13 protein-coding genes and 1 pseudogene are annotated in these 18,582 nt (G+C 69.6%); 7 read left to right on the top strand and 7 right to left on the bottom strand.

Annotated features, from left to right (window positions below; genetic code table 11):
• Positions 1 to 71: 71 nt before the first annotated feature.
• Entirely contained in the window at positions 72 to 5,939 is a 5,868-nt protein-coding gene (locus tag BLT97_RS29970) for a DUF7927 domain-containing protein (RefSeq protein WP_143041409.1), read from the bottom strand.
• 232 nt (positions 5,940 to 6,171) lie between these two features.
• Between BLT97_RS29970 and BLT97_RS29965 the strand changes: the two genes are divergently transcribed.
• Complete coding sequence (locus tag BLT97_RS29965) at positions 6,172 to 7,161, top strand: Gfo/Idh/MocA family protein (protein WP_281251161.1); 990 nt, start codon at positions 6,172 to 6,174, stop codon at positions 7,159 to 7,161.
• Positions 7,162 to 7,263: 102 nt separating this feature from the next.
• Here the strand turns inward: BLT97_RS29965 and BLT97_RS29960 are convergent, their stop codons facing one another.
• The 4 genes from BLT97_RS29960 to BLT97_RS29945 all read right to left on the bottom strand — a co-directional run bounded on the left by BLT97_RS29960 (position 7,264) and on the right by BLT97_RS29945 (position 12,096).
• A complete protein-coding gene (locus tag BLT97_RS29960) occupies positions 7,264 to 8,706 on the bottom strand; it encodes a GH1 family beta-glucosidase (RefSeq protein WP_093615772.1) in 1,443 nt (480 codons plus the stop codon).
• A gap of 49 nt (positions 8,707 to 8,755) precedes the next feature.
• On the bottom strand, positions 8,756 to 9,679 hold the full coding sequence (locus BLT97_RS29955; protein ID WP_093615770.1) for a carbohydrate ABC transporter permease: 924 nt from the start codon (positions 9,677 to 9,679) through the stop codon (positions 8,756 to 8,758).
• Positions 9,680 to 9,691: 12 nt separating this feature from the next.
• Positions 9,692 to 10,687 (bottom strand): carbohydrate ABC transporter permease, encoded by a 996-nt coding sequence (locus BLT97_RS29950; RefSeq protein WP_093615769.1) that lies wholly within the window; start codon positions 10,685 to 10,687, stop codon positions 9,692 to 9,694.
• Between the two features lie 95 nt (positions 10,688 to 10,782).
• Positions 10,783 to 12,096 carry an ABC transporter substrate-binding protein gene (locus BLT97_RS29945; protein ID WP_093615767.1) on the bottom strand — a complete coding sequence of 438 codons (1,314 nt, stop codon included), beginning with the start codon at positions 12,094 to 12,096 and terminating at the stop codon, positions 10,783 to 10,785.
• 303 nt (positions 12,097 to 12,399) lie between these two features.
• Between BLT97_RS29945 and BLT97_RS29940 the strand changes: the two genes are divergently transcribed.
• Positions 12,400 to 13,416, top strand: a complete 1,017-nt coding sequence (locus tag BLT97_RS29940) for a LacI family DNA-binding transcriptional regulator (RefSeq protein WP_093615765.1) — start codon at positions 12,400 to 12,402, stop codon at positions 13,414 to 13,416.
• A 603-nt stretch (positions 13,417 to 14,019) separates the two neighbouring features.
• Positions 14,020 to 14,442, top strand: coding sequence for a DUF3592 domain-containing protein (locus BLT97_RS29935; RefSeq protein ID WP_093615763.1), 423 nt, complete (start codon positions 14,020 to 14,022; stop codon positions 14,440 to 14,442).
• An 18-nt stretch (positions 14,443 to 14,460) separates the two neighbouring features.
• On the opposite strand, the gene BLT97_RS29930 is transcribed toward BLT97_RS29935, so the two are convergent.
• Positions 14,461 to 14,835 (bottom strand): hypothetical protein, encoded by a 375-nt coding sequence (locus BLT97_RS29930; protein WP_093615761.1) that lies wholly within the window; start codon positions 14,833 to 14,835, stop codon positions 14,461 to 14,463.
• A gap of 71 nt (positions 14,836 to 14,906) precedes the next feature.
• Here BLT97_RS29930 and BLT97_RS38085 point away from each other — a divergent pair, with 71 nt between their 5' ends.
• On the top strand, positions 14,907 to 15,071 hold the full coding sequence (locus BLT97_RS38085; protein WP_176953939.1) for a hypothetical protein: 165 nt from the start codon (positions 14,907 to 14,909) through the stop codon (positions 15,069 to 15,071).
• Positions 15,072 to 15,222: 151 nt separating this feature from the next.
• On the opposite strand, the gene BLT97_RS29925 is transcribed toward BLT97_RS38085, so the two are convergent.
• Positions 15,223 to 15,825 (bottom strand): DUF4760 domain-containing protein, encoded by a 603-nt coding sequence (locus tag BLT97_RS29925; RefSeq protein WP_093615759.1) that lies wholly within the window; start codon positions 15,823 to 15,825, stop codon positions 15,223 to 15,225.
• Positions 15,826 to 16,106: 281 nt separating this feature from the next.
• Here BLT97_RS29925 and BLT97_RS29920 point away from each other — a divergent pair, with 281 nt between their 5' ends.
• The 3 genes and pseudogenes from BLT97_RS29920 to BLT97_RS29910 all read left to right on the top strand — a co-directional run bounded on the left by BLT97_RS29920 (position 16,107) and on the right by BLT97_RS29910 (position 18,572).
• Positions 16,107 to 16,814: a serine/threonine-protein kinase gene (locus BLT97_RS29920; protein WP_245769621.1), complete on the top strand. Its 708-nt coding sequence runs from the start codon at positions 16,107 to 16,109 to the stop codon at positions 16,812 to 16,814.
• Positions 16,774 to 17,418, top strand: a complete 645-nt coding sequence (locus BLT97_RS29915; protein WP_093615755.1) for a PAS and ANTAR domain-containing protein — start codon at positions 16,774 to 16,776, stop codon at positions 17,416 to 17,418. The genes BLT97_RS29920 and BLT97_RS29915 overlap by 41 nt, the downstream gene beginning before the upstream one ends.
• A gap of 122 nt (positions 17,419 to 17,540) precedes the next feature.
• Positions 17,541 to 18,572: pseudogene (locus BLT97_RS29910) on the top strand (hypothetical protein).
• The last annotated feature ends 10 nt before the right edge of the window (positions 18,573 to 18,582 follow it).

The raw sequence follows: 18,582 nt of genomic DNA, 5'->3' as shown, positions 1-18,582 counted from the left end.
CATGGGTCCAGCCCCTGTCGGGGCCGGCCCCACGGCCGATGTGGTGCTCTTTCCTCCGGGCTCTACCCGGATCAGTCCGTGTCGCGGCGTCCGCGCCGGACGGCGGCGGTCGTCAGAAGAACGCCGATGCCGAGCGTGAGCACCGCGGCGAGGGACAGATGGCCGACGGTGTCGGAGGATCCCGTCTTCGGCAGCTGACCCGCGGGCTTGTGCGGGGGCGGCGTCGGCTTCTTGGGCGGAGTGGGCGTGGCCGGCGGGACCCTGGGCGCGGAGGTGCAGTCGGGGTCGCCCGACCCCGGCTCGCAGTTGGAACCCTCGGGCCCGGTGACGGCGTTGGTCAGCTTCCGGTCGCCGCGTACGGGCTTGTCCACGGTGACGGAGTAGCGGACGGTGACCGTCTTGCCGGCCGGAATGTCACCCTTCCAGGTCAGCTTCGCCTTCGCGTAGGAGACCGAGCCCACGGTGGCCTCGGCGTCCTTGTTGTATGCGGCGTCGTCGAGGACCTTCGTCAGGTCGTCGGAAAACGTGGCGTCCGCGTACTGCGCGGGAGCGCTGCTCTCGACAGTGACTGTGTACCTCACCTTGCCCCCCGGCTTCGGCTCGGCCGGGGAGGCGGACTTGGTGATCTCCAGGTGGGCCGGTGCGACGACGACCGTGTGGTCCTCGATCTCACCGGTTCCGCCGAAGCCGGTCGCGTCCGGGTCCTTCGGGGCCTTGCCCGCACGGTCGGCAGCGTCGGCGGCGCTGTCGTCACCATAGAGGCGCAGCCGTGCGAACGTGCTGACCGGCTCCGCCGTGGTCAGGCCGTCCCACGTCAGCGTGGCCTCGGTGGCGCCGTCCGGGACGTCGGCGAAGACCATCTCCTCCGACTCGAAGATGCCGTTGACGTTGTCGTCGATCCAGCCGGCAAGCACGGCAGGCGCGCCGGTGCGGTTGGTGACGGGCACCTTCGCCGTGTACCGCTCCTGGTGCTGGTAGAGGGTGAGGGTGGCGGTGAGGCCGTCGTCGTCCGTGGACTGGGCGGCGGTCCGGTTCGGGGTGCCGTCCCGTTCCGCGTTGAGGGCGCTACCGATCCGCAGCTCGTCGGCCACCTCGTGGTACGCGCCGTCGCGGGCCCGCGTCGTGCCGTAGCTGTCCGGCGCGTCACCGAAGTCGTAGTCGGGAGCGGGCAGGACGGTGGAGCAGTCCGGATCGTCGCTGCCCTCGGGGCAGTTGGATCCGCCGACGACACCGTTGACGAACTTCCCGTCACCGTTGAGAGCGGCGGAGACGGTGAAGGTGTAGGTGACGGTCGCGGTGGCGCCCTCGGCGAGGTCGCCGGTCCAGGTCAGCTCCGGTTCGTCGTAGGACACCTCGCCGGACGTGGCCTCGGCGTCCTCGTTGTACACCGCGTCGTCGAGGACCGTCGTGAGGTCGTCGGTGAACGTGGCGCCTGCATAGTCTGCCTGGCCGTCGTTGGTGACGGTGACCGTGTAGGTGAGGGTGTCGCCGGCCTTCGGGTCCGCCGGTGAAGCGGTCTTCTTGACCTTGTACGTGGGGATGCCCGCCTCGGTCGAGCAGTCGGGATCGTCCGACCCGGGCGGGCAGTTGGAGCCCGGGCTGTCCGAGGTGACCGCGTTGGCCAGCAACTTGTCGCCGGCCGGCGGAGTGTTCACGGTGACCGAGTAGGTGACCGTGACCGTGCCGCCCGCGGGTACGTCGCCCTTCCACGCCAGCGTCGGCTCCGTGTACGCGACGGTGCCGGCGGTGGCCTCGGCGTCCTTGTTGTACGCGGCGTCGTCGACGATCTTCGTCAGGTCGTCGGTGAACACGGCGCCCGGATAGGCCGCTTCGGTACTGTCGTTGGTGACCGTCACGATGTAGGTGACGGTGTCGCCCGGCATCGGCGCGGGGTTGTCGGAGCTCTTCTTGAAGGTGAGCGAGGCGATCGGGGTCGTGGCGGTGCACTTCGGGTCGGTCGAGTCCGGCGGGCAGTTGGATCCCGGCGGGCCGGTGACCGCGTTGGCGAGCTTCAGGTCGCCCTCGGCCGGCGAGTCGATCTTCACCGAGTACGTGAGCGTCACGGTCGCCCCGGCCGGGACAATCCCGGTCCAGGTCACCTTCGGCTCCTCGTACGAGATCTCCCCCGACGTCGCCTTCGCGTTCTTGTTGTACGCGGCGTCGTCGAGGACCTCGGTCAGGTCGTCGGTGACGGTCGCGCCCTTGTATGGGGCCTTGCCCGTGTTGGTGACGACCACCTTGTACGTCACGGTGTCGCCGGGCTTCGCCTCCGTTTTGGACGCGGACTTCACGATGTCAAGGGCGGGCAGATCGGTGGTCGTCCGGCACTTCGGGTCGCTCGAACCCGGCGGGCAGTTGTTGCCCGGGATGTCCGATGTCACAGCGTTGGCGAGCTGCTTGTCGCCCGTGAGCGGGTCCTTGACCGTGACCGAGTAGGTGAGGGTGACCGTGCCGTCCACCGGGATGTCCCCGGTCCACGTCAGCGTCGGCTCGGCATGGGCCACCTCGCCCGAGGTGGCGTCGGCATCCTCGTTGTACGTCGCGTCGTCCAGGACCTTCACGAGGTCGTCCGCGAACGAGCCGCCCGCGATGGCGACTTGGCCGGTGTTCTTCGCCCTGATCGTGTAGGTGACCTTGTCGCCCGGCTTCGGCGCCGGGTTGTCGATGGCCTTGACGATCTCCACCGCGGAGACCTTCGCCTCCGTCGTGCACTTCGGGTCGGTCGAATCCGGCGGGCAGTTGGAGATGCCAGGGCCGGTCACCTTGTTGACCAGCTTGCCGTCGCCGGAACCGGCGGCCTTCGCCTTCACCTTGTAGGTCAGGATGACCGTGCCGCCGAGCGGGATGTCGCCCTTCCAGGTGGCGGTGGTGCCGTCCACCGTGATCGTGCCGCTGCTCGCGGTGGGCGTACCGCTCAATGCGGCGTCGTCGAGCACCTTCGACAGGTCGTCGGTGACGGTGATGTTGTTCAGTGCGGTCTCGCCCGTGTTGGCCAGGGCCACCGTGTAGGTGAGCACGCCGCCGGGCGTGACCACGGCCTTGTCCGCGGCCTTGGTGATCGTCATGCCGGGCACCAGCGCACGGGGCTCGACGGTCAGCGGGCTATCCTCGATCTCGCCGATGACGACGCGCGCGGTGTCGGCGCCGCCGAGCGGTGAGACGGCGGGGGTGGTGCCCGGCTGCAGCCACAGACGCGCGTACGTCTTCCCGGTGGTGTTCGCGCCGAGACCGGTCCAGGTCAGTTCGACCGAGGTCGCCCCGGCCGGGACCGGCACGCTCGTCACTTCTCGGGCGTCGAAGGTGCCCGAGCCGTCGAAGTCCACCCAGCCGGTCAGCGTGGCCGCCTCACCGGTGGTGTTGGTGACGGCGACCGGGACCTGGTACGAGGTCGTGTTCTCGGTGAGCTTCGGCCAGGTGGGCACGCCGTCGTCGAGGGTGTCACCGGTGGCGTCGTACGCCTTGCCCGTCCCGGGGGTACGGGCCTCACGCTCGGAGGAGACGTCCTTGCCGATCATCAGCCGCTTGTCGATGGCCGCGAACGGGCCCTTGCCGCGCACCGTGCCGTACGAGTCGGGCGCGTCGCCCAGGTCGTAGGGCTTGAGGCAGCCGGCGGCGTCGGCGTTGGACGAGGTCGTAGTGGTGCCGAGCCGCATCGGCTCCCCGATCTCCTCGGCGGTGATCAGGGAGTCGGCGGAGGACGCGCTCAGGTCGAGCTGGTGGAGTGCTCCCCCGAAGTTGCCGAAGAAGTAGAAGGTGCCCATGTCGTCGGCGAACGTCTGGAACGTGCCCGGGGACTTGTCGGCGGGAAGCTGCTTGCCCAGGTCTGTCCAGGCGGCGGTCTCCGGATCCAGCCGCCACAGCGTGCCGTCACCCGCGACGGTGTAGAGCCGGCCGTCCTTCGGGTTGACCGCGAAGTCACCGGAGCCGTGGTACGCCTTCGCGTCCAAGGTTTTGAGGACCGACGCGTACGTCGGGTTGTCCGTGTCGATGTCGACGACGTAGAACATCGCGGTCTGGTGGTCGAAGACGTACATCTTCGAGCCATCAGGGGTCGTGGCGGCGATGGCGGCGCCGAGCGTGGCCATCCCGGTGATCTTCGTGGAGGTGTACTTGCCGGTGGTGGGGTCGATCCGCAGCAGCTGTCCGGCGGTCGACCGGAAGCCGTACAGGTACCCGTCGAGCTGGCTGTAGCCGATGCTCACGTTGTTCGAGCGGTCCGTGCCAAGGTTCCCGATCGCCGTCTTGGTGCCGGTGCTCACGTCGAAGGTGCTCAACTCGTATGCGCGGCCGTTCCACTGCACGAGATACCCGGTGTCGGCGCAGTATCCGCCGCGCGGCGGCTTGTCCACCGTCACCGTCGTGGTGCAGCCCTCCTCCGTGCCGTCGGCACAGTTCGAGGCGTCGCTGCCGGTGACAGCGTTGGTAAGAGCCCCGTCACCTCGCGCGGGGTCGTCGAGGGTCACCGAGTAGGTGAGGGTGGCACTCGCGCCCGGCTGCAGCGACGGCTTCCAGGTCAGCTTCGGAGCGGTGTACGCGGGCACACCCGCGTCAGCCTTCGCGTCCTTGTTGTATGTCGCGTCGTCGAGGACCTTCCTCAGGTCGTCGGTGACAGGCGCGTCCGTGGCGACGGGGCCGGTGTTGGTCACCTTCACGGTGTACGTGACCTTCTCGCCTGGCTTTGCCTTGCCGCCGGAGGCCGGGGCCGAGGACTTCTCGATCGTGTAAGCCGGGTCGGCGAAGCGGACCGTCGCGCACGCGGTGGGGGCGTTGAGGCCCCGCACATCAACCAGGTTGTCGGGGCAGTTCTCGTACTCGCCCTCGGGCGCCGTGACGTCCACGCTGAGCGTGCAGGACGTCTGGCCCGCCGCGAGTTCGCCCTTGAGCCGGATCGCCTCATCACCAGAGATGGCAGTGACCGACCCGTTGGCGCAGGTGGTCTTGACGGAGGCCGGGTCGGCGACGGTCAGTCCATCGGGCAGGTTGTCCGTGAACGACCAGCCCTTCTTGCTGAGCAGGTCGGATGTGTTGGTCACGGTGAACGTCAGCGTCGAGGTGCCGTTGCCGGCCACGACGGCGGGCGTGAACGCCTTCTCGACGCTGGGTGTGACGTCGAGGAGCTGGATGTCGTCGAAGGCGGCGTCGTTGCCCGCGCTGCTGCCGTTGGCGTTGACCATGCGGATGCCGACCGCGCTGCCGTCGAACAGCACCGGCGCGTCACTGGCCGAGTGCACGGCCTTCACGGAACTGGTGCCGACCTTGAAGGACTTGGCGTTCTTGTCGGTGCACGGGTTGATGGCCTTGGCAGTGGCGGGGATCGCCGTCGTGCCGCCCATCAGGAAGAACTTCAGCTGCGGGCCGGAGACGTGGCAGTTCATGGCGGCGGAGGAGACCGCGAAGGTGAGGAAGCGGCCCGGTGTGACCGGGATGGTCTGCTCGGTCTCGAACTCGACCGAGTTGGCTTTGGGCACCGTCACGGTGAACGCTGCCACCGAGTGGTTCTCCGTGGGGTCGGCTGCCCCGTTCAGTTGCCCCAGAGCGTTGGGCAGGACGCGCTGGCTCTCCCACCAGGTGCCGCAGTCCTTGGTGCCGGGGGCGTACTTGGCCGAGTCGGTCTGGTTCAGGATCCAGCCGTTGCAGCCCTTCAGCCATCCGGGGTCGGCGGTGTAGGTGTGCGCGGCGGGAGCGGCGCCGGTGTAGTCGGTCAGGAGCACCGCTCCGCTCTCGACCGGATCGTTCTCGAAGTCCTCCTCGAACAGCACCGTCGGCTCCGCGGGGGCTGCGGCCGCCGCGCTCCCCCGGGCCATGCCTCCCGAGCTGCCGCCCGCCGCAGCGGGCAGCGGCGCCGCCAGCATCGCGAGGACCGACCCGAACACCAGGCCCGCCACCGGCACATGCCGTGGCGGGCACAGGCGTCTGACCACGCGTCCCACACCGTCCATGAAGAGGTTGCCTCCACCCGAGAAGCGATCAATCGTGCGGCACAACCTCGCATGATCAACATGCGAAGTGACGGAGCGTGACTGTCACTGTGTGCGAAATCCGCCTGTTCGGTCGCGTCGTCGTACGGGAAGGGGCCACGGGCGTGGGTCGCGGCGGTCGACCCGACGGCCTGGTGGGAACGTTCCCATATGCTGCAGCGTACATACGAGCATCACTGAACAGGAGACGAACGTGAGCGAACAGCCCGTCCGTTGGGGTGTCCTGGCGACCGGAGGGATGGCCGCCGCCTTCACCGAGGATCTGCTGCTGTTGCCGGACGCCCGGGTCGCCGCGGCCGGGTCCCGGTCGGCCGAGTCCGCGCAGGCGTTCGCGGCGCGGTTCGGTATCCCCCGCGCCCACGGCAGTTGGCCGGAGTTGGCCGCCGACCCGGAGGTCGACGTCGTCTACATCGCCACCCCGCACGCCCAGCATGTCGCCGCGGCGACGGCCTGTCTGGAGGCCGGCAAGCCGGTGCTGGTGGAGAAGCCGTTCGCTCTCAGCGGGCGGCAGGCCCGCCAGTTGACCGAACTGGCCGAGAAGCAGGGCCTGTTCGTGATGGAGGCGATGTGGACCTGCCTCAACCCGGCCATCCTGCGCATCGCGGAACTGGTGGCCGAGGGCGCCATCGGCGAAGTCCGGTCCGTGCACGCCGACTTCGGCGCCCGGGTGGACGCTCCCCAGGACCACCGCCTGTGGGACCCCGCGGCCGGCGGCGGCGCCCTGCTGGACCTGGGCACCTACCCCGTCTCCTTCGCCCACCTGATCCTCGGCGCACCGAAGACGGTCACCGCGCACGCGCGGCTGTCCCCGCGGGGCGTCGACGAGCAGACGGGCATCCTGCTCGGCTACCGGGACGGCGCGATGGCCGTACTGACGTGCTCGCTGCTCGCGCAGGACGAACACCGGGCCACGGTGTACGGCACGACCGGCCGCATCGTGATCCCGGGCGACTTCTACAACCCCGTCTCCTTCGTGCTGCACCGCGACGGCCACGAGCCGCAGGCCGTGAACGCCGCGCCGCAGGAAGGGCACGGCTACGGGCACCAAGCCCGTGAGGTGATGCGCTGTCTGCGGGCCGGCCTGACCACGTCACCGCTGCTGCCCCCGGCCCACACCCTCGCCGTGATGGACACCCTGGACCAGGTGCGCGAGCAGACCGGGGTGCGCTACCCCGGGGAGTGACGCGCGAGCCCGTCCTCCGGTCCGGTGGTCCGGGCCGGAGGACGGGCTGCGGGACGCGGCACCCGTGCGGGGCAGGCTGAAGGGTGCCGCGCCTGGCATGGGTCAGGCCCCGGGCAGGACGCCCGTGCGCGCCACCCGGGAGTACCAGCGGGCGCTGGCCTTGGGCGTACGCCGCCCGGTCGGGTAGTCCACGTAGACGGCGCCGAAGCGCTTGCTGTAGCCGTGGGCCCACTCGAAGTTGTCCAGCAGCGACCACAGGAAGTACCCGCGCACGTCGCAGCCGTCGCGCAGGGCGTCGTGCACGGCGGCCAGGTGGTCGCGCACGTACGCGATCCGGCCCGGGTCGTTGACGTTGCCCTCGGGGTCGGCGTAGTCGTCGAACGCCGCGCCGTTCTCGGTGATGACCAGCGGCAGCTCCGGGAAGTCCGCCGACAGCCGGCGCAGCAGCTCGTACAGACCACTAGGGTCGATGGCCCAGCCCATGGCGGTGGTCTCACCCGGCGACTGGTGGAAGGCGACCTCGCCGGCGGCCGGCCACGGACTGAACTCGCTTCGGCCGTGCCCGTCGGAGGTGTGAGAGCCGCTGCCGTCGGCCTGCGAGACGAGGGTCGGCGAGTAGTAGTTCACGCCGAGGAAGTCCAGCGGCTGGTGCGCCGTCTCCAGATCGCCGTCGCGCACGAAGGACCAGTCGGTCAGGGACGCCGTGTCCTTGAACAGGTCCTCCGGGTAGGCGCCGCGCAGCATCGGACCGGTGAAGACACGGTTGGCGAGGGCGTCGATGCGGCGCGCGGCATCGAGGTCGGCCTCGGCCTGGGTGAGCGGGCGTACGTGGTGGATGTTGAGGGTCACCGAGACCTGGGCGTCGGCGGGCAGGCGGTCGCGCAGTGTCTGTACGGCCATGCCGTGGCCGAGGTTGAGGTGGTGGGCGGCGCGCAGGGCTGCGACCGGGTCGGTGCGGCCGGGGGCGTGCACGCCCGAGCCGTAGCCGAGGAAGGCGCTGCACCAGGGCTCGTTGAGGGTGGTCCAGGTGCGCACGCGGTCGCCGAGGGCGTCGGCGGCCAGGGCGGCATACTCGGCGAACCGCTCGGCCGTGGCGCGCTCGGGCCAGCCGCCGGCGTCCTCCAACTCCTGGGGCAGGTCCCAGTGGTAGAGGGTGGCAACGGGCTGGATGCCCTTGTCGAGAAGGTCGTCGACCAGGCGCCGGTAGAAGTCGAGGCCCTTCTGTACGGCGGGGCCGCGGCCGGTGGGCTGGATGCGGGGCCAGGCGAGCGAGAAACGGTAGGCGCCGACGCCGAGTTCGGCCATCAGCTCGACGTCTTCGCGCCAGCGGTGGTAGTGGTCGGTGGCGATGTCACCGGTGTCGCCGTTGCGGACCCGTCCCGGGGTGCGGGCGTAGGTGTCCCAGATGGACGGGGTGCGGCCGTCTTCGGCGGCGGCCCCCTCGATCTGGTAGGAGGCGGTCGCGGTGCCCCAGAGGAAGCCCTTCGGGAAGGTGCGCGAGGTGTCCGGGGCGGACGCGGGCTGCTGTCGTGCTGCGGTGACCACGGAGGTCCTTTCGGAGGAAGGGAGGTGAATCGGTGGGAGTGGGCAGGAGTCAGCCCTTGACCGCGCCGGCCATGATGCCGCTGACGATCTGACGGCCGAAGACGATGAACATCACCAGCAGCGGGAGCGTGCCGAGGAGCGCGCCCGCCATGATCAGGGACTGGTCGCGGACGTAGCCGGCGCTGAGCTGGGTGAGGGCGACGGGGACGGTCGGGTTGCTCATGTCGAGCACCACGAACGGCCAGAAGAAGTCGTTCCACGCGTGCACGAAAGTGATCATGAAGAGGACCGCCATCGCGGGGCGCGCGATGGGCAGCACGATGCTCCAGAAGATGCGGAGCGAGTGCGCGCCGTCCACCCGTCCCGCCTCGACCAGTTCGTCGGGCAGCGCCTCGCTGAGGTACTGCCGCATGAAGAAGACGCCGACGGCGCTGACCAGGGTCGGGAAGATGACGGCGGGCAGCTGCTGCGACCAGCCCAGCTCGGACATCATCATGAACAGCGGTACGACGCCGAGTTGGGGCGGCACCATCATCGTGCCGATCACCAGCATGAGCAGGACGTTGCGGCCCTTGAAGCGGAGTTTGGCGAAGGCGAAGCCGGCGAGGGTCGCGAACATCACCGTGGACAGGGCGATCACCCCGGCCACGATGGTGCTGTTGATCATGGCCTTGCCCATGGCCGCCTCGTCCCAGGCGCGGGCGAGATTGCTGAACAGGTTCGGGCCGGGCAGGAAGGGCGGCGGCGTCTGGCTGACGCGGGTGTTGTCGGTCGAGGCCGCCACCATCGTCCAGTACAGCGGGAAGATCGATAGAAGCGCGACGATCCCGAGCAGGATGTAGGCGAGCGGGCCCGCGTGGTGCTGGCGACCGGCGCCCGGCCGGAACACCCGGAGGCTGCGGCGGGATTCGGGCTTCGGGGCGGGGGTCCGGGCGGGCGCGTCCGTCCGGACCGGGAGGCTTTCGGTGGTCATGACGACTCCTGGTCAGGACGTGCGGGCACGCGCGCGCTTGATGAGGCGCTGCGCCACGAAGACGACGACGAGCAGCAGGAACATCGCCCAGGCGACGGTCGCCGAGCGGCCCATCTGGTAGTTCTTCCAGCCCTCCTCGTACAGCAGCAGGCCCAGGGTCTGGTACTGGTTGTCGGCGCCGCCGGAGATGCCGTTGGGGCCCTGGCCGAAGATCAGCGGTTCGCCGAAGAGCTGGGTCGCGCCGATGGTGGAGAGCACGATGGTGAAGACGATGGTGGAGCGGATGCCGGGCACGGTGACGTGCGTGAACTGCTTCCAGCGGGAGGCACCGTCGAGGGCGGCGGCCTCGTACCGGTCGGCGGGGATGGCCTGCATGGCGGCGAGGTAGAGCAGCGCGTTGTAGCCGGTCCACCGCCAGATGACGATGGTCGAGATCGCGATCTGGGCGGGCCACTTGTCGGCCTCCCAGTCCACCGGGTCCAGGCCGACCACGCCGAACGCCCAGTTGATCATGCCGAAGTCGCGTTCGAAGAGCATGGTGAACACGAGCGCCGCGGCGCCGACCGACGTGGCGTACGGCACGAGCGAGGCGACCCGGAAGAACAGCGAGCCGCGCATCCGGTAGTTGAGCAGATGCGCAAGGCCGAGCGCCATGAGCAGCTGCGGCACCGTGGAGATGATGCCGATGGTGACGGTGTTGGCCAGCGCGTTCCAGAAGCGCTCGTCGTTCCACAGCTCGACGTAGTTGTCGAACGCCACCCACTCCATGACGTCCAGGGTGGCGAGCTCCACTCGGTGCAGGGAGATCCAGGAGGTGTAGACGAGGGGGTAGAAGCTGAACGCGGCGAACACGACGAAGAACGGGGCGACGAAGGCGTAGGGCGCGCCCTTGACGTCGAGACGGTGCAGCAGCGAGCCGCGGCGCCGGCCTGCGCCTTCGCCGCCGGACTGCGGGGATGAACCCCGACGGCCCGCGCCGGCCTGGGCCTTGGTGGTGGAGGTGGCCACCGGACTTCCTTCCTTCAGAGCGATTGAGTGGGCCGGGGCCCGGGCCCGCCCGCCGTCGAGGACGGGCGGGCCCGGGCGGCCGGAGCGGTCGACGGTCAGCCGACCGCCTTCTCGATGCGCTCCGCGGTGGTCTCCCACGCCTCGTCACGCGCGGTGCCCTGCTGCTCGATCAGGGTCAGACCCTGGGAGAAGGTGTCCTTGATCGTGCCGTCCTTGCGGCCGAGGACCTGCTTGTCCGGGATCTCCTGGGCGGCCGCGCCGAAGATCTCGCCGATCGGGGCGTTGTTGAAGTACTCCGAGGTGAGGCCCTTGACGTCCGAGCTCTCCAGCGCCTTCTGCGAGGACGGGAAGCTGCCCTGCTTCTCGAAGATGTGGGCCTGCTGCTCCGGTGCGGTCAGCCAGGCGGCGAGCTTCTTCGCCTCCTCCTTGACCGGGCTCTGCTCGACCACGCCGAGGAAGGAACCGCCCCAGTTGGCACCCTTGGGGGCCTTGGCGACGTCCCACTTGCCCTTGTTCGCCTCGCCGGCCTTCTCGCCGATGTGGCCGAGCATCCATGCGGGGCAGACGGCCGTGGCGAACGTGCCGTTGGCGAGGCCGGGGTCCCAACCGGGCTGGAACTGGCGGAGCTTGGCGGTCAGCCCGTCCTCGGCGGCGTCCGCGGCGAGGTTCCAGGCGTCCTTGACGGCCGGGTTCTTGTCGTAGATCAGCTCGCCCTTGGCGTCGTAGTACTGCTCGGGGTAGCCGTAGACCATGGCGTTGAACAGGCCGCTGGCGGCGTCCATGAACGCCACTTCACCGCCCTTGAAGTCCTTCTTGAAGGTGCGGCCGACCTCGACGTACTTCTTCCAGTCGCCCTCCCACAGCTTGGCGACTTCGTTGCGGTCGCTGGGCAGACCGGCCTGCTCGAAGTAGTCCTTGCGGTAGCAGACCGCCATCGGTCCGATGTCGGTGCCGAGGCCCAGGACCTTGCCGTCCTCGGTGGTGATCTGGGACTGCTTCCAGGGCAGGAAGTGGTCGGTGCCCGCCACGTCGGAGAAGTCGGCGAACTTGTCGGCCTGGGTGTCGACGATCTCCTTGGCCCGGGCGATTTCGATGCCCTGGATGTCCTTCAGGCCCTTGCCGGCCGCGAGCCGGGTCTGCAGGGCGGTGTAGTACGTCTGCTCGTCACCGGCTATCTCGGCCTTGATCTCGACGCCCGGGTTCTCCTTCTCGTACTGCTCCAGGAGTCCCGTCTCCTTGAAGCCCATCACCCCGTACAGGCCCACGGTGATGACGACCTTGCCGTCCTTCTTGCCGCCGCCGGTCGCGGAGTCGTCGCTGCCGCCGCAGCCGACGAGGAGCGCGAGCGCACTGGTGGCCGCGACGGCCGCGAGCGCCCTGGTCCGTGATGACCTTCGAACAGTTGCCATGTTTCTTCCTCCAAGCGACGGCGCTGACGCACCGGAGCAGCGGGACCGCGATCTACGGGGTGGGGTATTTCGTCCGGTGGGCACGTTCCCACCAGAGGGTGGGAACGTGCCCACCGGTGGATGGAAGACTCGTGGCAGGGATCGGCTATGTCAATAACTTGAAAACAATTCGTGACCGAAGCTCGGGTTCAGCGTTCGGTTCGTGACTTTGGCGGGGGTGCTGCCCGCCGCCCCGCGTCTGCCACAATTGCCGCCGGTCACGTCCGCGGCCGGTACCGCCGCGGCTGCTTCCAGGAGGAGCACATGACAGGGAACCGCCGTCCCACGATCAAGACTGTCGCCGCCCGTGCCGGGGTGGGCCGGACCACGGTGTCCCGCGTCATCAACGGCTCGGAACTCGTCAGCGCCGATGCACGGGCCCGGGTCCTTGCCGCCATCAAGGAACTGGACTACGTCCCCAACTCGGTCGCCCGCGGACTCGTCACCAACCGCACCAACTCGGTGGCCCTGGTGATCCCCGAGTCGGAGAGCCGGCTCGGCTCGGAGCCCTACTTCGCCGCCCTGATCCGCGGCGTGAGCGGCGCGCTTTCCAAGACCCGCACGCAGCTCCAGCTGATGCTCGTCCGTGACCAGTCCGAGCGGGACCAGCTGGCCGAGTCCGTGGCCACCAGCCGGGTCGACGGCGTCCTGCTGGTCTCCGTCCACGCCCACGACCAACTGCCCGGCATGCTGGAGGAGATGGGTCTGCCGACGGTGCTGGCCGGCCGCCGCGACGAGAACGAGCCGCTGAGCTACGTCACCGCCGACAACACCGGTGGCGCGACCGCCGCCGTACGGCACCTGCTGGACAGCGGCCGGCGGCGCATCGCCACGATCACCGGCGCGCTCGACATGGACGTCGGCCGCAGCCGCCTCGAAGGCTGGCGCGCCGCACATGCGGAGGCGGGAGTTGCGGCCGATGAACGCCTGATCGAGGTGGGCGACTTCACCGAGGAGAGCGGCCGCCGCGCGATGCGTTCGCTTCTTGAACGTGCACCGGACCTGGACGCCGTCTTCGCCGCCTCCGACCTCATGGCCGTCAGCGCCCTGAGCGAACTGCGCCGCCAGGGACGGCAGGTGCCGGGGGACGTGGCCGTCGTCGGCTTCGAGGACTCCGTCCTCGCCCGCCACACCAACCCGCCGCTGACCACCATCCGGCAGCCGGTCGAGGAATTGGGCCGGATGATGGCGGCCATTCTGCTCGACGAGATCAGCGAGGTCGCCTCCGCTGAGCGGCAGTTGACGCTGCCGACGGAGTTGGTGGTGCGGGAGTCGTCCTGAAGAGCGGCTTCGGGACGATCGGAGGGAGCAGATACCGGTGTCGCGTCCCGTACCGGGGCAGCGGACACAGTGACCGCCGCCCTGGCGGCACGCACCGGGCCGTTGCCGGCTGGTCCCCCGAGGACAGACGGCAGAGGTTCGACTCCTGTGTCCGGTGGGCTGCGGCGCAGGGACGACCGAAGAACCAGGCTCTCATCGAGCGTGAGCGCGGCCCCCGACCGGGCCGAACGGCACGTCCTCGAGGACGACGCGGTTTCCACCACCGCCATGGCCGGCGCACGCCACCGGCCCGCACCGCCCGAGCCTGCGTGGCAGGAGCAATCATTCACACAGAGATCCGCAGACTCGACGTCACCACACCCGCCGACGCCCGCCTGGCGAGCACCAGCCAGTTCCTCCGCCACGTCATCGACGGCATCGTGCGCCCAGCCGAGCACTGGCACAGGACCCACTCCCCCAGCAGCCGCCAATAAGCGCCAGGACGAGCGCCGCTCGCGTGCTCCGGGTGCGACGCGAGGCCCGACAGCCCGTCCGGTAGGGTCCCGCCTGCGTCCGAGCCCGTCGGATCCGGACGTTCGACAGCATCATCTACCGGGATCATTCATGGACTTCGTCTTCCACGTACTCTTTCCGCTGCTCATCGCACTGATGCTGTGGGGCGGTCACTCGATCGTCCGCAGGACCAGGCAGCGGCGCAGAGCGTGGGAGAGCGGACTGACCGCGCAGGCGCGCGTCGTGCGCGCCTACGTCCGTGTGCAGACGGTCAACAGCGTGCCCCGCCGCATCCAGTACCACGAATACGACTTCACCGCCGACGGCCGTGCAGTGCGCTTCACCGAGGCCGGCGGGCCGCCGAGCAGAAGTGTCGGAGACGAGACCCTCGTCTACTACACCAGCGAGGATCCTGAGAGCGCCACCGCCTCGGAGCCGGTCCCCGGGCGCGACCTGGCCGGTGCAGTCATCGGGCTCGCCGCCCTCACCGCCGGCGTGGTCATCGCCGTCAACGTCATGATCACCTACGGCTGACAGAGCCCGCACCACGACTCATGCCTGGCGCTCCTGCTGTTCCAGCAGCGCCACAGACAATCCGGTCAGCCGCTCCGTCCGTGCAACCCGGTGCTGTGCACGCAGCGCCCTCACCTGATCTGCCTCCAGCTCCTGCCGAGCGTCGGAAGGCTGCCCGTGCACCACCACCCAGATCCGCTCCGCCCCACCGCCGGAAGCCTCGGGCAGGTGCAGATGGCGCGGCAGGTAGAAGGGGATGCCCAGGTCGTACCGGTGCCAGGCGTCGGCACCCCGTTCGTAGACGACCGCATCGCCGGGCTGACAGCCCAGGCGGGTAGCGTGAACAGGCGATAGCGAAAGAAGAAGTACGAGGTGCCGCTGAGGGAGAGCGCCCAGACGAGGATCGGGCACCACGCCGCGATGGCGAGATCGCCCGCGTCCGGGCCGAGGTCTACCGCCGACGGGCCGAAGCCGCGACCTCCACCATGGCGCGCGGGGTCTTCAGCTGGGCCTCCGCAGAGTCCGCCGCGGTCGCCAACGGCACGGAGACAGCCGCCGAACTGGAGCACACCCCGACCGGGGTGGCCCGGCGCGCGACGGGGACCGTGGTGGGTGTGCTCGCGCCGGTCGACCGGGACGGCGCCTCGTAGCGCGTACGGGCGGCCGGCAAGCCGATGGCCCGCTGTCCCGCCGTCCCGAGGCGCAGATGGCGGGCCGTGGGCGCGGGGGGATCAGATGTGGGCCGCCCGAGGACTCCCACAGCACGGAGAGCGCGGCAGTCGGTGTCCCCAGAGGCGGCGCTCATGAGTCCGACGTAGGTGACCGGCCCGCACGCGTACCGTGCGGCGACGGCGGCTCGGCCTCCGCCCTGTGCCACCTGCTCAACTGGTCGCGGATCCTCGCGGCAGCGTCACGTCCGCCCCGTACCTGGATCTCGCGGACCAGATTCTCGAAGTACGGCAGAAACGCCGACGGAGCCCCGGCCGGCAGCGAACCTGCCCTGAGCTCCCTCTCGGCGATGATGCAGTCCTGCATCTTGTCCCAGATCTGGACCAGTTGAGTCCCCATGGTCCCGACGACCACCTCCACGCGCACCATGCCGTGGGCGGTCAGCACGCCTAGATACTCGAAGAAGTAGCAGGTCTGGTAGGCGCTTTGCTGAACCTCCGTCGGCAAGGCGCCGAATCCTTCCGCACGGAGTAGATCCTCGTCGGGCACAGCAAGGAGCCTGCGTACGTGGTCACGGAACTCCTGGGACCGGAACTCGCGGAATGTCTCGGCCACCACGGGGAGCGCGAGCGCATCCTCGGCGAGCCGGGTGGTGCGTCGTCCCTGCCAGATCGTCGCCACCACGGCGACCAACGCGATGAACACCGAGACGAACGCGGTGATCGTGTCCCCCATCGGCAGCCCCCGACCAGACGCAGGTTCCCTCAGGGTGCTCTCAACTGCCGGGACTGTCGAGGCTGTTGCCGGCACGCGTCTCCCGGTACGCGTGTCCCTGTACTCGTCTCCCTGCACTCGTCCTTGCAGGCGGTTGCCACGGCGACTTGTCCGCGGGTCGTGGGCGCGGTGTCTCCGGCGGCCGGCCGCGGAACGGACACGGCTGCCGCGCAGGGGGGCAGAGTCGGGGAATGTGGGTAATCGAGACCCGTCCGCGAGCGCGAAGTCGGGAGGGGCCAGGGGTGTTGACGACTCATCGCTACCGACTGCAGGAGCGGCTCGGCCGAGGCGGGATGGGCGAGGTCTGGCGGGGCTGGGACCAGGTACTCGACAGGCCGGTGGCAGTGAAGCTGCTTCCCCGTCCGGACCACCGAGCATCCCTGGAAGGACTGCGCAGAGAAGCCCGCGCCGCGGCCCGGCTCAACCACCCCCGTGTGGTGGCGGTGTACGACTTGGAGGACCGCGGCGAACAGCCCTGCATGGTGATGGAGTACGTCCAGGGGCAGAGCCTGGCAGAACTCCTGGAGTCGCGCGGAGCGCTGTCGCCGGACCATGCCGTACGCCTGGTCGCCCAGGCGGCCGCCGGATTGGCCGCCGCCCATCGCAAGGCTGTGGTGCACCGCGACGTGAAGCCGGCGAACCTCCTGGTCAGCGGTGACGGAACCGTGAAGGTGTGCGACTTCGGGATCGCCCGGTACGCCGACGCCGCCGTCGCCACCGCACGCACGGGCCAACTGGTCGGCACCACCGGCTATCTCGCGCCCGAACGCGCCCGCGGAGAACCTGCCACACCTGCGAGCGACGTCTACAGCCTCGGCTGCGTCCTGTACGAACTCCTCACGGGGCAACCGCCGTTCGCGGCCGTCGACGGCACACCGTGCGCGCTGCAGAGGCGAAGGGAGACAGTTCATGGTGGAGTCGGCCCTTGGCCCCTCGGACACCGCGGGTGAAGTGACGGGAGTGTTCGTCCACCGGCTTGCCGAGGACATCTGGTGGTGGTCGGACGAGATGTTCCTGCTGCACGGTTACGAACCCGACGCCGTCACACCGAGCAGCCGGCTCCTGCGCAAGCACCAGCACCCGGACGACACCGACCGCATCGACGGCGTCCTCGCCGCCGCCCGCGAGACGGGGGCGCCCTTCGCCTGCTACCACCGCATCCTCGATGCCGCGGACCGCGAGCTCAAGGTCGTGATCGTCGGCGACGGACGGCTCGACGACGAGGGCGTCGTCGCAACCTTGCGCGGCTTCTTCATCGACGTCACGACTCCGGTCACCGAAGATGCGACCGCGACCGCCGCCCGGGACATCGAGCGCGCCCGGGCCGGCCAGGCACCCATCGACCAGGCGCGTGGCATCCTCATGGCGTTGTACGGCATCGACGCCGACCTCGCCTTCCGGGTGCTGCGGCGTCATTCCCAGCACACCAACACCAAGCTGCGCACCCTGGCCGAATCCATCGTGAAGGCAGCCCCCACCTCACCGGGCGAACCGCAGGCCGGCCTCCATCAGCGCATCGCCCGCGTTCTGTACGAGGCCGGGCAGGACACCTGAGCCACCGGCTTCGCCCCTGCTCGGCGTCGTGGTTCTGCTTCAGCGCCATCGTGAAGGGAAAACACGTTGGCCGGTCTGACACGAAGCTGCGAGCATGCCCCTGTTTCCCGAGCGGAGGGCGTTTGTTCGTTTTCGTGTGTGTGCGGTGTGACGCCGAGCTGACCCCGCCGTTGTCCCAGGTGGCCCTGCCGGTCCACGCTCGTCAGAAGTACGGCAACGGGCTTCAGCTTCCGGTCCTCATGGAATCGGGGACCTTCGCCGTGGAGTGGGGGCCGCCGTGGCGAAGGGGGCTGTCCGCCGAAGCGCCCGGCGCGGTCGTCATCGCACCAGGAGATGTTCGCGGCACTGTGCTGATCCCGGAGCGGCGCGGCGGTGCTTGTTGCGGTTTCGACGGGAGTGCCGGTCCCAACCTGGCCTGCGCGGCCTGCGGTTCGGCCGTGGCGAGCAGGATCGACGACTGCTCGCTCTGGCAGGCCGTCTGGCTTGCCCAGGACGCCGTGCGCCGCCTCTCCCTCGAAGGCGCCGACGCCCGGTTGTCGTCCTGGGCGGACCTGCTGGCGGAGGGAGCGGGCGTACCGCCGTCCGAGCCGATCGCCTCATGGGGAGAGCCGTTTCGGGCGAGCGACAGGTGGCACTGGAGCCCTCAGTGGGTGGCCGCAGCCGGGCAGGCGCTCGCCCACCTCGTGGTGGCCTCGGGCGGCCATGCGGTAACCGTTCCGGAAGGCCTGGCCGCAACGATGTTCCAGCGCGCCCTCGACACCTTGCTGCCGGCCGATCGGCCGACGCGGCGCGCCGTCCTGGCCGGACCGCAGTAACCGGCCCCCGACGCTGACGCGGACATCCTCCTCGTACCGACCCACCCGCAGACCGGAAGGGCATGGACCCCAGCCGCTCCGGCACACTTGGTCCCGTTGCCGTTCAGGGTGTGGCTCGGGCTGGTCTTCCCCGAGCCACACCTGCCCGTCCCCGCATCGGGACCACTGGCCGGCAGCCTCCTGCGCGACGACCCGCCCACGCCGGCTGTCCACGACGTGTTCCGGATCGACTGGCAGGTCTTCCGACACACCCTGGCCCGGCTGCCGGCCGCCCGCGCCCCGTGGCTACGCGAGATCACCGAGAATCTCACGCAGCACATGCGCACCGGTCTCCTCTAGCCGATGTCCA

Origin of the sequence: Streptomyces indicus (genome assembly GCF_900100315.1) — a bacterium.
GTDB classification, from domain to species: Bacteria; Actinomycetota; Actinomycetes; order Streptomycetales; family Streptomycetaceae; genus Streptomyces; species Streptomyces indicus.
Note: the sequence above shows the minus strand (reverse complement) of the source record. Positions and strands in the feature narration are given on the sequence as shown.